The sequence below is a fragment of the Nocardiopsis sp. iso_238 genome (assembly GCF_056173325.1).
Genome location: NZ_CM149668.1, coordinates 6,232,058 through 6,246,188 on the forward strand (window position 1 = coordinate 6,232,058; position 14,131 = coordinate 6,246,188).

Consider the following 14,131-nt stretch of genomic DNA (forward strand, 5'->3'; position numbering starts at 1 on the left):
CATCGTTTATCCGAGCTGCCCGAAGGGAGGCTGGGGACAGCAGACAGCGCCGAACCCCCGCGCGTGCGCCCGCGACGGCGCCACGCGAAACACGGCACTGTCACCCGTCACTCCCATCATGAGCACCTTCCTGATCGAACCCGGGGCGAAGCTGGCCAACCGCTACCGACTCGACACCGTGGTGAGCGAGACCGGTGGCGCGACCCGCTGGAAGGCCACCGACGAGACGCTCGCGCGCCCCGTCGCGGTGTGGACCTTCGCGGAGGGTTTCCCCCGCACGTCCGAAGTGGTGCGCGCCGCCCGCGCGACGAGCCGTATCCCCGACGCCCGCGTCACCCAGGTCTTCGACGCCGACGACACCACCCCCGTCCCCTACGTCGTCGAGGAGTGGGTCATCGGCTCCTCCCTCGCCGAACTCCTCGCCCAGGGCCCGATGGAGCCCGAGCGCGCCGCCGGTCTGGTGGCCGAGGCCGCCGAGGCCATCGCCGCCGCGCACGCGGGCGGCCTGCACCACCTGTGCCTGACCCCGAGCAAGCTCATGTGGAGCAGCGGCGGAGCGGTCAAGGTCACCGGTATCGGCGTGGACGCCGCCCTGCTGGGGAACAACGTCCCCCAGCCCGCCGCCGTCGACGCCCAGGGGCTGGGCAACCTGCTCTACGCGGCCCTCACCGGGTACTGGCCCGGCGGTCCGCAGAGCGGCCTGCCCGGCGCACCCCAGGGGCCCATGGGCCCCTACCCGCCCGGTCAGCTCAGACAGGGCGTGGGCGAACCCCTGGCCTCCATCACCACCCGCGCGGCCCTGCCGCAGCTGGTGGGCCAGATGGTGCCCGGCCCGCCCATCTCCAGCCCGGCCGAGTTCTGCGCCGCCATGGCGGAGGTCCCCCGGCTCATCCCGCTGCCCGTCTCCCCGGCCGAGGCCGCGCCGCCCGAGCCCGGGACCTCCCGGCGCACGGGCGAGTTCGACGCCACCAACAACCAGCGCCGGACCAGCCGCGCCGCCTCCGCCCCGGCCCGCGGCGCCTCCCGCCCGGCTCCCTCCCGCGTGGAACAGCGCGCCTCCCGTGAGGGCGGCTCGTCCGCCAAGCGCGTCCTGGTCGGCGCGGTCGCGGTGGTGCTGTTCGTGGCGGTCGTCGTCGGCGCCTGGTCGTTCGGCTCGATGATGAACTCCGGCACGGACGGCGAGGCCGACCCCAGCGTCAGCGAGACCGAGGACACCCCGGACACCGCCGAGCTGAACGTCCTGGACATCGCGGACTCCGACGGCTTCGACCCGCTCGGTGACAACTCCGAGCACGGGCAGAACGCGCCGCTGGCCTATGACGGCGACCCCGGCACCGCCTGGAACACCGAGGGCTACAACGACCCGATGGGCACCGAGAAGTCCGGTGTCGGGCTGATCCTGGACCTGGGCTCCAGCCAGGAGGTCCACGAGGTCGACCTGGTGGTCCCCTCGCGCGACTACGGGGTGCAGATCAGGGTCGGTGACAGCGACTCCGTCTCCGACGACGCCAGCCTGGACTCCAGCCTCCCCGCAGCGTGGGAGGGCCAGGTCAGCGGTGAGCAGACCGTCACCCTGGACGAGGCCGCCACCGGCCGGTACGTCCTCGTCTGGTTCACCGACCTGCCCGCCGACGGTTCGAAGTACCGTGGGACCATTTACGAGGTCGAGGTTCGCGGGACCTAGTACTACTTTGTGGGGTATGTGATCAGCGCTGATGGACGCGGCCCAGGAGCTTCCTGACACGGAGCTGTTGTCGAGGCACGCTCAGGGTGACGAACAGGCGTTCGCGGTACTGGTTCGCCGTCACCGTGAGCGCCTGTGGGCTGTCGCCGTCCGGATGACGGGCGACCCCGAGGAGGCCTCGGACGCCCTCCAGGACGCCTTCATGTCCGCGTTCCGCGCCGCCGACCGGTTCCGTGGCGAGTCCCAGGTCAGCACCTGGATGCACCGCATCGTGGTGAACGCCTGCCACGACCGCCTCAGACGCCGCAAGGTGCGTCCGGCGACCCCGACCGAGGACGAGACCCTCGACGTCATCTCCAACGACCGCCTGAGCCGTTCCGGGGGCGGCCACGACCACGCCGCGCAGACCGAGGCCCGGCTGGACGTACACGCCGCGCTGGAACTCCTCCCGCTGGACCAGAGGATGGCGCTGACCCTCGTGGACATGCTCGGCTACCGGGTGGACGAGGCGGCGGAGATCCTCGAGGTCGCGTCGGGCACGGTCAAGAGCCGGTGTGCGCGAGGTCGCGCCAAACTTCTTCCCTCGCTGGCCCATCTAAGGAACCCTCAGCCTCCGCGAGACGTCACATCTGGGAGAGGAGGTGCCAACCCATCGTGACGTCCCATCCTGACGTGGAGGCACTCGCCTTCTTCGCGGAGGACCTTCTGGACCCCGACGAGGAACGCTTCGTTGCCACCCACATAGAGACCTGCGCGTCCTGTGCCACGGCCCTCGACGAGCTCTCGGGGGTCACCCGGGTCCTCGCCGACGAGCCCGTGTCGGCGCTGCCGCAGGACGTCGCCGACCTCCTCGACGACCGCGTGGCCGAGGCCGTGCGCGAACGCTCCGCGAACACCGCGGCCGGGGAACCCCCTCCCTCCGAATCCCGGTCCCCCGGGGTGTCCGAGGAGCCCGGGGCGGACACGTTGGCACCGGTGGTCCCCCTCAACCGGCGGCGGGGCTTCGGCCTGCCCCACCTGATGGCGGTCGCGGCCGTGACCGTGTTCGTGGTCGGTGGCGGCGCCGCCATCCTCAACGGGCAGATGAACGACCGGCAGGAGTCCACCGCGGCGTCGCCGCTGCTGGAGGACTCCGAGTCCGAGTCGGCCCCCGACACCGCCCAGTCCTACTCCGCGACCTCGGTGGCGAGCGGCACGGTCTACACCGAGGACCGGCTCGGCGCCCAGGCGGCCGAGGTCCTGTCCGCCTCGCGTGAGACGGAGGGCGCCCAGGAGGAGACGGGCACCCAGCAGCTCACCCAGCTGACCGCCGACGCGCAGGAGTGCGTCACCCGTTTCGAGAAGGACGCCGGAACGCGGGTCACCCTGGTCGACGACGCCCTCTTCGACGCCGGTGACGGCCCCGTGCCCGCGTGGGTCCTGTTCACCCGGGACGACGACGGCACCGGGGTGGTCGTCCTCGACCCGGGCAGCTGCTCGGACGGGGACCCCGGCACCGGTGTGCTCTCCGAGGGCCCCCTGTAGACGAGGCCCCGGTGGACGACCGCGCCACCGGCGGCGCGACCACCGTCCTCAGCGGCCGTCCCCGGCACGCACCAGACCGCTCTCGTAGGCCAGCACCACCAGTCCCACGCGGTCGCGCACCCCGAGCTTGGCCAGGAGGCGCCCCACGTGGGTGCGCGCGGTGGCCGGGCTCAGGTGCAGTTCCGCGCCGATCTCCTGGTTGGACATCCCCCGCCCGACCAGGGCCAGCACCTCGCGCTCCCGGACGGTGATCCCGTCCAGCCGGGCGACGGCCTCGGGCGCCGGCTCGCTCCCGGCGAGGCGTTCGATGACGCGCCGGGTGACCCCGGGGGACAGCAGCGCCTCCCCCGCCGCCGCCGTGCGGACCGCGTCCCTCAGCTCACGGGGACCGGCGTCCTTGAGCAGGAACCCCGCGGCGCCCAGGCGCAGCGCCGAGAACACGTTGGCGTCCTCCCCGAAGGTGGTGAGGACCACCACCCGCGTGTCGACATGTCGCCGCCCCGACGTGTCGACACGTCGACGTTCCAGCTCCCGCAGCACGCCGAGGCCGTCCATGACGGGCATCTGGAGGTCCAGCAGCACCACCTCCGGGTGGTGGCGGTCGATCCCGGCCAGCGCCCCGCGCCCGTCGGCGGCCTCCGCCACCACCTCGATGTCGCCGTCGCGCTCCAGCAGGGAACGCACCCCTGCGCGGACGAGCTCCTGGTCGTCGACGAGCAGGACCCTCGTCGGCGCGCTCACTCCCCGCCCCCGAGCGGCAGCCGCGCGCGGACCCGGAACCCGTTCCTGGGCACCGGCCCCGCCTCCAGGGTTCCGTCCACCATCCGGACCCTCTCCCTCATCCCGGCCAGTCCCGATCCGCCGCGCCCTCCGTCGGGCGACCGGCGCGCTCCGCCCGGCAGGGGCCCCGTCCCGTCGTCCGTGACCGTCACCGTGAGCAGTCCGTCCGCGCGTTCGAGGCCCACCTCGGCGGTCTCGGCCCGCGCGTGCCGGAGTGTGTTGGTCAGCGCCTCCTGGACCACTCGGTAGGCGGTCGCGTCGACCAGGCCGGGCAGCCCCGGTCCGCCCGCGCCGGTCACCTCCACGGCCAGCCCCGCCGCGCGCACGGAGGCCACCAGCTCGTCCAGGTGCGCGAGCCCGGCGACCCGGTCGACCTCGCCGGGCCCGCCCCCGGGGCCGTGCAGCGCCCGCACCGTGGAACGCAGGTCGCGCAGTCCGTCGCGCGCGGCCTGGGCGACGTGGTCCAGCTCGGCACGGGCCACGGTCGGGTCCGCCTCGCCCTCCTCCAGTGCCTCGGCCGCCACCGAGGTGTGCAGGGAGACCACGGACAGGTGGTGGCCGACGGCGTCGTGCAGGTCCCGCGCGATCCGGGCGCGTTCACGGGCCAGGAGTTCGGCCGACTCCGCCTCCCTCGCCTGGGCGTCCAGCACCGCGATCAGCTCGCGCTGGCGGGCGCCCTCGGCCCTCTGGCGGACCCCGTCACCCAGGGCGATCGCCGCCCCCATGATGGCCGCGGTCGACACCAGTTCGTACCCGAGGAGGAAGGCCGGGTCCTGCCCCTCCGCCAGTCTCGCCGCCGTGGAGACGACGACGAGCGCCGCCGCGGTCCCCACCGCCCAACGGGTGCGGTCGAAGACGGCGGCGGAGTAGAGCGCTGCGGCGGCGGGCACCGCCAGCCCGATCACCGGCAGGTCCGCCACGTAGTAGGCGATGAGCAGTACGGCGGTGAGCAGGAGGACCGTCAGGGGCCATCGGCGCCGGACCAGCATGAGCAGCCCGAGGGCGGTCGCGAATCCGTAGGCCACGGCCGGGGGGAGGTCTCCCCCTCCGATCCCGGCCCCGATCGCGATCGCCACCACCGCGAAGACGGCGAACCCCAGGAGGGCGTCGACGACGACGGCCTGACGGTCGGCGGGATAGGTGTGGCCGGACTGGTCCTGCTGGCCCTGCGGGCCGGGGCGGTCGGGCATGCGGCGATTCTACGGAGCCGGGCCCCTCGGCGCCCCTGTTCACGGGCGCGTCCGGCTACGCGTTTCGACGTACCGGGAGGGGAGCCCGGACGGACGCCCCGGAGGGGGTCGCGTCCGTAGCGTGCGAGGGGTCGGTGCGGCGTCCGCCGCCCAGCGTCCACGAGGGGAACCCCATGAACCGCCACCCGTCCCCGGCCACCGGAGCCCCGCCCGGCGTACCCTGGCCCCTGGTCGTGAGCCTGGGCGCGCTGGCCCTGGTGCGCCCCCTGATGAGCGTCACCGGGGTCACAGAGGCGATCGGAGCGCCCTGGGCGCAGCTGGGCGTCACACTGCTGGTGACGGCGGCGTGGGTGGTGGCCGTGGTCGTCGCGCACGTGCCCCGGCCCTTCGTCACCCTCGTCTGCGCGGGCGTCGCCTACGGAGTGCTCGCGATCCTGCTCGGCGCGGTACTGTCGCCGCTCCTCGGTGAGGGGTTCCAGGGGCCGCTCACCCATCCCCTCGCCGTGGTCTCGGTGCTGGCCGTGAACGCGGTGTGGGGCGCGGTCGCCGGGGGGTTGGCCCTCGCCGTCGGGGCGGCCCTGGGGCGGGGGTCCCGGAAGGGCTGAGGCCCATACCCCACCCCCGTACGCTGCACGGATGTCGGACCGGGAATGGCGTGCGCCTACCATCGGTTGTGCTAACCATCTTTCCCTGTCACACCACCGTGGCCGGGCAGCGACTGTGTGAAGGGCCTAGAGCGTGAGTGACGTCCGCAATGTCATCATCATCGGTTCCGGACCGGCGGGATACACCGCTGCCGTGTACGCCGCGCGCGCGGAACTGCGCCCGCTGGTGTTCGAGGGGTCCATCACGGCCGGTGGTGCGCTCATGAACACCACCGACGTGGAGAACTTCCCCGGGTTCCCGGACGGGATCATGGGCCCCGACCTCATGGACAACCTGCGCAAGCAGGCCGAGCGCTTCGGCGCCGAGCTGGTCCCCGAGGACGTCACCGACGTGGACCTGACCAAGCCGGTCAAGGAGGTCACCGTCGGCGGGGACACCTACCTCGCGCACACCGTCATCCTGGCCACCGGCTCCGGCTACCGCGAGCTCGGCGTCCCCGGTGAGAAGGAACTGTCCGGCCGGGGCACCTCCTGGTGCGCCACCTGCGACGGCTTCTTCTTCCGCGACCAGGACATCGCCGTGGCGGGCGGCGGCGACACCGCCATGGAGGAGGCCCTCTTCCTCACGCGCTTCGCCAAGTCCGTGACGGTGATCCACCGCCGCGACGAGCTGCGCGCCAGCCGGATCATGGCCGAGCGCGCCCTCGCCAACGAGAAGATCAGCTTCCTCTGGGACACCGAGGTCACCGAGGTCGTGGGTGAGGACCGCGTGAGCGGCCTCAGGCTCGTCAACAACAAGACCAACGAGACCAGCACGCTCGACGTCACCGGTCTGTTCGTCGCCATCGGCCACGACCCGCGCGTGGAGCTCTTCCAGAAGCAGATCGAGCTCGACGAGGAGGGTTACGTGAAGGTGGACGCCCCGTCCACGCGGACCAACCTGGAGGGCGTCTTCGCCGCGGGCGACGTGGTCGACCACCAGTACCGCCAGGCGATCACCGCCGCGGGCACCGGCTGCTCCGCCGCCCTGGACGCCGAGCGCTTCCTCGCCGCCATCGGCAACTAGCTTCCCCGACCCCCTCGTCCGGTTTCGTCGAACCAAGGAGAACCAAGCAGTGTCCACCGTGAAGAACACCACCGACGCCTCCTTCGAGGAGGACGTCCTCAAGAACGACAAGCCCGTCCTGGTGGACTTCTGGGCCGACTGGTGCGGTCCCTGCAAGCAGATGGCCCCGGTCCTGGACAAGCTGGCCGCCAACCATGGCGACAAGATCGACGTCGTGAAGATCAACACCGACCAGAACCCCGAGACGCCGCGCGCGTACAACGTCATGTCGCTGCCGACCATGAACGTCTACAAGGGCGGCGAGGTCGTCAAGCAGATCATCGGCGCGAAGCCGACGCGTCTGCTGGAGAAGGAGCTCGCGGAGTTCCTGTAACCCGGAGCACCACACACACGCACGAGAGGCCCTCAGGTGGATCCTGAGGGCCTCTCGGCGTCCCGACGAACTCACCCCGGGGTCGCGCCCCCGCGGCCGCCCACGGCCACCTGGAGGCCTGGGGGTGGCAGTGGCGAGTCCCTGACCGGCTGTTTCACGTGAAACAGCCTCCGGAGGCCGACCAACCCCTGCCGACGCCGGACACGGCGATGGCGGTGTTTCACGTGAAACACCGCCATCGCCCGCGAGGTGGAGAGGTCAGTTCTCGCGGTCCATCTGACCGATGATCCGCTCCAGGTCCTCCATCGTCGCGAACTCCACGACGATCTTGCCCTTCTTCCGACCGATGTCCACCTTCACCGTGGTGTCCAGCCGGTCCCCCAGACGGGTGGCCCACTCCTCGATCTGCGGGGGATTGTCGATCCGTCCGGCGGAGGCCCTGCGGGGCTTGTCCTCCTCCGGGATCTCCCGGAGCGCGACGATCTCCTCCAGGGACCGCACCGACAGCCCTTCGTCGTTGACCCGCTTGGCCAGACGTTCCTGGGCCTCCGGGTCGTCGATCGACAACAGGGCACGCGCGTGGCCGGCGCTGAGCACCCCGGCCGCCACCCGCGTCTGCACCCTCCCGGGGAGGTTGAGCAGACGCAGTGTGTTGGCGATGTGCGAACGCGACTTGCCGACCTGCTGGGCGAGCTCCCCCTGGGTGGTGCCGAAGTCGTCCAGCATCTGCTGGTACGCGGCCGCCTCCTCCAGCGGGTTGAGCTGCTGCCGGTGCAGGTTCTCCAGGAGCGCCTCCCGGAGCAGTTCGTCGTCGTCCGTCCGGCGGACGATCGCGGGGATGCGGTCCAGCTCCGCGAGCTTGCTCGCCCGGAACCGCCGCTCGCCCATGATCAGCTCGTAGCGGGGCTCGTCCCCGCCTTCGAGCTTGCGGACCACGACGGGCTGGAGGAGACCGACCTCGATGATCGAGTCCCGCAGCTCGTCCAAGGCCTCGTCGTCGAAGTACGTCCTGGGCTGACGGGGGTTGGGGGTGATCGAGGTGAGCTCGACCTCCTCCATGTAGGTCCCGTCCGGCATCTCCGTCGGCCCCTGGGCCGCAGGGGGTTCGGGGACGGACACCACCGTGTCGCGGACGTCCACCGGCGCGGGGGCCGCCGGCCCCTGCGGGATGAGCGCCCCCAGCCCCTTGCCCAGTCCGCGCCGCTGCTGGCTCACCGGCAACTCCCTCCACACTCCTTGTGAGTTTCCGCCCGCCCGGTCGGCCGCGCCGACCGGGCGGAGTGTTTCACGTGAAACAACCGCCGTCAGCCGGGGTTGAGCCCCTCGGCCCGGAAGGCGATCTCTCGCGCCGCCTCCAGGTAGGCCACCGCCCCGGTCGAACCGGGGTCGTAGGTCATGACGGACTGCCCGTAGCTGGGCGCCTCGGAGACACGGACGCTCCTCGGCACCAGCGACTTCAGGACGAGCTCTCCGAAGTGCGAGCGCACCTCGTCGGCCACCTGCTGGGCGAGCCGGGTCCGACCGTCGTACATCGTCAGCAGGATCGTGCTGACGGACAGTCCCGTGTTCAGGTGGGACTTGACCAGTTCCACGTTGCGCAGCAGCTGGCCGAGACCCTCCAGCGCGTAGTACTCGCACTGGATCGGGATCATGACCTCGTCGCACGCCACCATCGCGTTGACCGTCAGGAGGCCGAGCGAGGGCGGGCAGTCGATGAGGATGTAGTCGAGGTCCGAGGTGTCGTAGGCGGCGAAGGCCCGCTTGAGCCGGGCCTCGCGCGCCACGAGGGAGACCAGTTCGATCTCCGCGCCCGCGAGGTCGATGGTGGCCGGAGCGCACCACAGGTTGGGGATGTCCGGAACCGGCTGGGCCAGCTTGCGGATCTCCTCGTCCTCGACGAGGCAGTGGTAGATGGACCGGGTCTGGTTGTCGCGCTCCATGCCCAGGGCGGTGGAGGCGTTCCCCTGCGGGTCGAGGTCGACCACGAGGACGCGCTGCCCGTTCATGGCGAGGGCGGCGGCGATGTTCACCGTCGTGGTGGTCTTACCCACCCCGCCCTTCTGGTTGGCGACGCTGATGATCCGGCAGGCCTTGGGGCGAGGCCAGGGGTCCTCGTGCCCGCGGCCCGTCATCGCGGCTCGGGCCGCTCGGGCGAGAGGAGTGTCGGGGACGCTGTCGGGGGCCGCCTCGCCACTCCATGTTTCACGTGAAACAGGGGGCTGGCCCGCCGTGGAGTCCATCGGTGTTTCACGTGAAACATCGAGCAGGTCTCCATAGGCGCCCACCGGTGTTTCACGTGAAACACCGGCGTCGTCGGCTGGGTTCTGGGGCACGAATGAGTTCACCTCTTCCGTCCGCGCTTCTTCTTGCCGTTCCGCGCCTTCTTCTGGGAGCCTCCCGACGCGGGCGGGCCACCGTCGGATGTCACCGTGACGCGAACGACCGTGGTAGCGGGATCGACTTTACCCCGCCCCACCCTGATCACATCGCTCACGCCAGGGCGCAGTTTCGAAACGTCTTCCCGAGCCTCCGCGAGTTCGGCCTCCGCCTGCTCCCCCTTGAGGGCCAACAGGCTGCCGTCCTTGCGCAGCAGGGGTAGCGACCAACCGGCCAGCCGGGCCAGCGGAGCCACCGCGCGGGCGGTGACGAAGTCGGTGCGCAGCTCGCCGTGCGCCTCCTCCGCGCGCCCCCGGCGCACCTCCACGTTGGTCAGCCCCAGGGTCTTGACCGCCTCGTCGAGGAAGACCGTCCTCCGCAGCAGGGGCTCCAGGAGGATCATCCTGATGTCCGGGCGCAGCAGACCGAGCACCAGCCCGGGCAGCCCGGCACCGGAACCGATGTCCACCACCTCGGCGCCCTCGGGGATCAACTCCTCGACGACGGCGCAGTTGATGAGGTGCCGCTCCCAGAGTCGGGGCACCTCGCGCGGACCGATCAGCCCGCGACGCACCCCGTCGTCAGCGAGGAGTTCGGCGTAGCGGGTCGCCACGGGCAGGGTGTCGCCAAAGACCGCCACCGCCTCCGGGGGCGGGGCGGGGAGCGTAGCGCCGGGCTCCTCAGTGCCCGAGGTCATCGGTCACCACCTGTCGGAACTCGTCCATCGTCACTTCCATGAACCGTTGGGTCGTCATGTCGACCTGTCCACAAGGGGACAGGGACCGGACGACGCGGGAAGCGCGCGGCGGATCGCGGCCGACCGCGCGCATGGGGGTTCGTCCCCTCCCCCACACGGATCGTGTGGTTCGCGACTCCACTCGCGGAGCCACCCCGGGGGTACCGAGGGTGGGACGACTCGTGGTGGGAAGGTCCCCGCAGATGATCCTACGCGGGGGCCGCACCGGTGTTTCACGTGAAACACCCCTTGCGTCCGACTCGGTCCAGGGACCTTCGGCCCGAGCCGTCTCGGCACCGGTCCCGCCACCCTCCCCCGGGCATGACGAAGGGGCGGTGTTTCACGTGAAACACCGCCCCTTGTCCGACCGTTCGTCGACTAGTCGGCGGGGTGGACCACCACGTAGCGGTTGGGCTCCTCGCCCTCGGACTCGCTGCGCAGCCCGGCCGCGGCGACCGCGTCGTGCACCACCTTGCGCTCGAACGGCGTCATCGGCTCCAGCGGGTGGACCTCGCCGGTCTCCTTGACCTTCGTGGCGGCCTCGGCGCCGATCTGGAAGAGCACCTTCCGGCGACCGTCGCGGTAGCCGCCGATGTCCAGCATCAGGCGGCTGCGCTCACCGGTGGCCCGGTGGACGGCCAGACGGGTCAGTTCCTGGAGCGCCTCCAGGACCTCGCCCTCCTGACCGATCAGCTCGTCGAGGGTCGCCCCGACGACGGAGACCATCGCGCGGTCGCCCTCGACGTCCATGTCGATGTCGCCGTCGAAGTCCGCGATGTCGAGCAGACCCTCGATGTAGTCCGCGGCGATGTCGCCCTCGTTCTCCAGGGCCTCGACGTCGACTCCGGCCTCAGGTGCGTCAGCCACCGCTACGCCACCGCTCTCTTCCTCGCTACGTCCCACAGCGATCCCGTCTCCTCTATCTCCGTCAGTCCCTGGCCGCCGTACGCCTCAGGGGCATTCTCGCCTGCGCACTCGAAAGTCGTGAACGCCGACACGAAACAGGGAGGCCCTACTTGGAGCCGCCGCCGCGCTTGGAACGCGTCTGCTTCTTCGGCTGTTTGCGTTCGATCTTAGGCTGTTCCTTCGGCTCCGGAGCGGTTTCCGGAGCCTTCTTGCGGCCGAGCATGCCCTTGGCCGAGCCCTTCGAGGAGGAGTCCTTCGAGGACTCGGTGTCCGCGCCGGGAGCGGGCTGGTTCCGGTACAGGAAGTGCTGCTGCACCATCGTCCACACGTTGGAGGTGACCCAGTAGACCAGCACACCGATCGGCATCATGAGGCCGAAGAGGCCGAAGGCCGGCGCCATGTACATCATGATCTTCTGGGTCTGCATCATCGGGTTGTCAGGCTGCTGCGCGATGCTGCGCTTGATGCTCTGACGCATGGTGAGGAACGTCGTGACGCCCATGACCACACACGCGATGGCGATGACGACCTTGGCCATGATGGGGTCGGTCGCGCCCAGGGCCCGCAGCTCGTCCGGCGGGGTGTTGAACTGGGCGGCGATCGGGGCGTGGAAGATCAGCGCCTCACGGGCGCTGTCCGCGAGCTCCTGGGTGAAGCCGAACTGCACCTTGCCCTCGGCCACGCTGCGCAGCACGCTGAACAGGGCGAAGAAGACCGGCATCTGGAGCAGCAGCGGGAGGCAGCCCATGATGGGGTTGGTGCCGCTCTCCTGGTAGAGCTTCATCGACTCCCGCTGGAGCCGCTCCTTGTCGTGCTTGTAGCGCTCCCGAAGCTTCATGATCTTCGGCTGCACTTCCTGCATCTTGCGCTGCGTGTTCATCTGCTTGACGAACAGCGGCACCATCAGCAGACGCATCAGGCAGGTCAGCAGCACGATGGACAGGCCCCACGCCCACCCGCTGTCGGGGTTCAGGCCAACGATGGTCAGACCCGAGTGGATCCAGACCAACACGTGGCCGATGATGTTGTAAAGCCAGTCCAGCACCGGCCAACTCCTCGGTGATTCGGTTCAGCTACTGGTCCCCGGAAGCGGTGCCGGTGTGCCCGGTTCCGCCCGTAGACTCCTCGGACTCCTCGTTCCGGCGCCCCTTGGGCGGCGGAACCGGATCAAGACCCCCCGGGTTGAAGGGGTGGCAGCGGGCGATACGCCTGACCGTCAGCCACAACCCGCGAAGTCCCCCGTGGACGCGCAGCGCCTCGACGCCGTACGCGCTGCACGAGGGGTAGAAACGACAGACCGGGGGGAAGAGCGGGCTGATGAAGCGCTGGTAACCCCGGATGGGCAGGATCAACAACCGTGCGAACGACGTCGGTCTGTGCTCGGTCATTGCTGCGCCCACCGTTCTGCGCCCTCCTGGGGGCGACGGTCACCGTCTGCTTCACTCTTCGCCGACCCGACCGGTTCGGGGCGTGGGCCCCCGCGGCCGCGCCGACGCTTGTCGGCCCCACGGGGACGCTGCGCCGCGGCGATCGCGCTGTCGAGTTGTACCGCCAGGTCCTCCTGCCGCAGGGTCGCGGCCGAGGGCTTGGCCCGCACTACCAGCAGGCTACCGTTTGGCAGAACAGCCAACCGTGAGCGCATCAGGTGGCGGAGGCGCCTCTGTACGCGTTTGCGGACGACGGCTCCCCCGACGGCCTTGCTCACGACGAAACCGACGCGCGGCGGTGCCGGTGCGTCGGTTCGGTCACTGTCGCCGGACGGTTTCCGGGGAGCGAGGTAGATGACGCCCAGGGCGTCACGCGAGGAGCGCCGTCCGGAACGCATGACCGTCCCGAACTCGGCGCTGTGGCGCATCCGGTTCTCCGGCGACAACATCGGGGTTCCTCCGGGAGAGGGGTGCGGCACGGCCCCCGGCTACCGGTTCCGTGCCCCACGACAAAGGGACCGACCGGCGAGAAGGCCGGACCGGTCCCAGTGAAGACTTGAGGCTTGACGTGGCCTAGTGGCTCACGGTCAGCGCGGCGCGTCCCTTACGACGTCGCGAGGCGATGATGGCGCGACCGGCGCGCGTACGCATGCGCAGCCGGAAACCGTGGACCTTCGCGCGACGCCGGTTGTTCGGCTGAAACGTACGCTTGCTCACTACTGGCTCCAGGGGCGTGTCAGGAAAGTACTACGACAGACCCCCAGGATATGCGGGGCCTTACAGTGCGTGCGCCGAGGCCGCGACTTCGTGGCTGGCACGAGCGCAGGCAGAATCGTCGGCATAAGCATAAAGAACATACGACCTGGTCGGGTCGTGGTCAAATCGGCCCCGCTGACCGTCCCGCGCGGGGAGGACCGGGGCCCGGCTCGACCGGTGGCGGACGCCACCGCCCACAGTCTACCCGCGTCCGCGTGGACCACTGGTTGTCCACAGCGTGTGAGACTTCCCCAAGGGGTGGGGGCTGTGGATAACCTCAACCTGTGGATAACTCGCCCCCGGCGCTGTCCACAGCCACCCCCAACCTGTGGACAACCGCTGCACACATCCCCTGAACTGGGGATTGTGGATAACCACCCGAAACACACAGGGGACTGTCATCCTGTGGATAAACCTGTGGACAAGGTGTGGACAACCTCCAGAAGCTGTGGATACCCAGAGGTAGTCAAACCCTTGGACTCCAGACTCCGCGTCCGTTGTCCACAGGCTGCGCACGACCCGAACGACCGCCCTCGAACCGGAACCCCGGCCCGGCACCTCCCTCAGGGGAGGACAATGGGACCTGTGGGCCCCACGGGGTCCGCACTCCCCAGAGACACGCCGGACCGAACGCCCCCCGTCCCCTCACCGCCTCCAACCGCACCGAACAGATCCGCACCGAAGGGACAGCAACCATGGCAGGTCACC

The 14,131-nt window shown here is 70.4% G+C and carries 16 protein-coding genes; 6 read left to right on the top strand and 10 right to left on the bottom strand.

All coding sequences use genetic code 11. The features are described from left to right. Positions 1-118: 118 nt before the first annotated feature. Genes AC0VYL_RS27965 through AC0VYL_RS27975 form a run of 3 tightly spaced genes read left to right on the top strand, consistent with a single transcriptional unit; the run spans position 119 to position 3,208 of the window. Entirely contained in the window at positions 119-1,684 is a 1,566-nt protein-coding gene (locus AC0VYL_RS27965; protein WP_475457515.1) for a protein kinase family protein, read from the top strand. A gap of 31 nt (positions 1,685-1,715) precedes the next feature. After that, positions 1,716-2,342, top strand: a complete 627-nt coding sequence (gene sigM, locus AC0VYL_RS27970; RefSeq protein ID WP_475481949.1) for an RNA polymerase sigma factor SigM — start codon at positions 1,716-1,718, stop codon at positions 2,340-2,342. Beyond that, the gene (locus AC0VYL_RS27975) at positions 2,339-3,208 is read left to right on the top strand and encodes an anti-sigma factor family protein (RefSeq protein WP_475481950.1); all 870 of its coding nucleotides are present in this window, start codon (positions 2,339-2,341) and stop codon (positions 3,206-3,208) included. The genes sigM and AC0VYL_RS27975 overlap by 4 nt, the downstream gene beginning before the upstream one ends. 48 nt (positions 3,209-3,256) lie before the next feature. Here AC0VYL_RS27975 and AC0VYL_RS27980 read toward each other — a convergent pair whose 3' ends face one another. Together AC0VYL_RS27980 and AC0VYL_RS27985 are read right to left on the bottom strand one after the other, a co-directional pair. Then, the gene (locus AC0VYL_RS27980) at positions 3,257-3,949 is read right to left on the bottom strand and encodes a response regulator (RefSeq protein ID WP_475457523.1); all 693 of its coding nucleotides are present in this window, start codon (positions 3,947-3,949) and stop codon (positions 3,257-3,259) included. Then, entirely contained in the window at positions 3,946-5,178 is a 1,233-nt protein-coding gene (locus AC0VYL_RS27985) for a sensor histidine kinase (protein ID WP_475481951.1), read from the bottom strand. The genes AC0VYL_RS27980 and AC0VYL_RS27985 overlap by 4 nt, the downstream gene beginning before the upstream one ends. A gap of 173 nt (positions 5,179-5,351) precedes the next feature. Between AC0VYL_RS27985 and AC0VYL_RS27990 the strand changes: the two genes are divergently transcribed. The 3 genes from AC0VYL_RS27990 to trxA all read left to right on the top strand — a co-directional run bounded on the left by AC0VYL_RS27990 (position 5,352) and on the right by trxA (position 7,222). Beyond that, the gene (locus tag AC0VYL_RS27990; RefSeq protein ID WP_475457527.1) at positions 5,352-5,783 is read left to right on the top strand and encodes a hypothetical protein; all 432 of its coding nucleotides are present in this window, start codon (positions 5,352-5,354) and stop codon (positions 5,781-5,783) included. Positions 5,784-5,916: 133 nt separating this feature from the next. Beyond that, on the top strand, positions 5,917-6,849 hold the full coding sequence (trxB, locus tag AC0VYL_RS27995) for a thioredoxin-disulfide reductase (RefSeq protein WP_475457529.1): 933 nt from the start codon (positions 5,917-5,919) through the stop codon (positions 6,847-6,849). Positions 6,850-6,898: 49 nt separating this feature from the next. Beyond that, a complete protein-coding gene (gene trxA / locus AC0VYL_RS28000) occupies positions 6,899-7,222 on the top strand; it encodes a thioredoxin (protein ID WP_475481952.1) in 324 nt (107 codons plus the stop codon). A 258-nt stretch (positions 7,223-7,480) separates the two neighbouring features. Here trxA and AC0VYL_RS28005 read toward each other — a convergent pair whose 3' ends face one another. From AC0VYL_RS28005 to rpmH, 8 genes are all read right to left on the bottom strand, one after another. Continuing rightward, positions 7,481-8,437: a ParB/RepB/Spo0J family partition protein gene (locus AC0VYL_RS28005; protein ID WP_475457533.1), complete on the bottom strand. Its 957-nt coding sequence runs from the start codon at positions 8,435-8,437 to the stop codon at positions 7,481-7,483. Positions 8,438-8,526: 89 nt separating this feature from the next. Further along, positions 8,527-9,354 carry a ParA family protein gene (locus AC0VYL_RS28010; protein ID WP_475457535.1) on the bottom strand — a complete coding sequence of 276 codons (828 nt, stop codon included), beginning with the start codon at positions 9,352-9,354 and terminating at the stop codon, positions 8,527-8,529. Between the two features lie 209 nt (positions 9,355-9,563). Next, complete coding sequence (rsmG, locus tag AC0VYL_RS28015) at positions 9,564-10,295, bottom strand: 16S rRNA (guanine(527)-N(7))-methyltransferase RsmG (RefSeq protein ID WP_475457537.1); 732 nt, start codon at positions 10,293-10,295, stop codon at positions 9,564-9,566. 417 nt (positions 10,296-10,712) lie between these two features. After that, positions 10,713-11,201: a Jag family protein gene (locus AC0VYL_RS28020; protein ID WP_475457539.1), complete on the bottom strand. Its 489-nt coding sequence runs from the start codon at positions 11,199-11,201 to the stop codon at positions 10,713-10,715. A gap of 145 nt (positions 11,202-11,346) precedes the next feature. Further along, complete coding sequence (gene yidC, locus AC0VYL_RS28025; RefSeq protein ID WP_475457541.1) at positions 11,347-12,285, bottom strand: membrane protein insertase YidC; 939 nt, start codon at positions 12,283-12,285, stop codon at positions 11,347-11,349. 28 nt (positions 12,286-12,313) lie between these two features. Beyond that, the gene (yidD, locus tag AC0VYL_RS28030) at positions 12,314-12,628 is read right to left on the bottom strand and encodes a membrane protein insertion efficiency factor YidD (RefSeq protein ID WP_017545702.1); all 315 of its coding nucleotides are present in this window, start codon (positions 12,626-12,628) and stop codon (positions 12,314-12,316) included. Beyond that, positions 12,625-13,116: a ribonuclease P protein component gene (gene rnpA, locus AC0VYL_RS28035; protein ID WP_475457542.1), complete on the bottom strand. Its 492-nt coding sequence runs from the start codon at positions 13,114-13,116 to the stop codon at positions 12,625-12,627. The genes yidD and rnpA overlap by 4 nt, the downstream gene beginning before the upstream one ends. Before the next feature lie 124 nt (positions 13,117-13,240). Continuing rightward, entirely contained in the window at positions 13,241-13,384 is a 144-nt protein-coding gene (gene rpmH, locus AC0VYL_RS28040) for a 50S ribosomal protein L34 (protein ID WP_014909187.1), read from the bottom strand. Positions 13,385-14,131 lie beyond the last annotated feature (747 nt).

Coding starts and splice junctions, on each gene's coding strand:
- AC0VYL_RS27965 (WP_475457515.1), top strand. CDS start 119: ATGAGCACCTTCCTGATCGAACCCGGGGCGAAGCTGGCCAACCGCTAC.
- sigM (WP_475481949.1), top strand. CDS start 1,716: ATGGACGCGGCCCAGGAGCTTCCTGACACGGAGCTGTTGTCGAGGCAC.
- AC0VYL_RS27985 (WP_475481951.1), bottom strand. CDS start 5,178: ATGCCCGACCGCCCCGGCCCGCAGGGCCAGCAGGACCAGTCCGGCCAC.
- AC0VYL_RS27990 (WP_475457527.1), top strand. CDS start 5,352: ATGAACCGCCACCCGTCCCCGGCCACCGGAGCCCCGCCCGGCGTACCC.
- AC0VYL_RS28010 (WP_475457535.1), bottom strand. CDS start 9,354: ATGACGGGCCGCGGGCACGAGGACCCCTGGCCTCGCCCCAAGGCCTGC.
- rsmG (WP_475457537.1), bottom strand. CDS start 10,295: ATGACCTCGGGCACTGAGGAGCCCGGCGCTACGCTCCCCGCCCCGCCC.
- yidD (WP_017545702.1), bottom strand. CDS start 12,628: ATGACCGAGCACAGACCGACGTCGTTCGCACGGTTGTTGATCCTGCCC.
- rnpA (WP_475457542.1), bottom strand. CDS start 13,116: ATGTTGTCGCCGGAGAACCGGATGCGCCACAGCGCCGAGTTCGGGACG.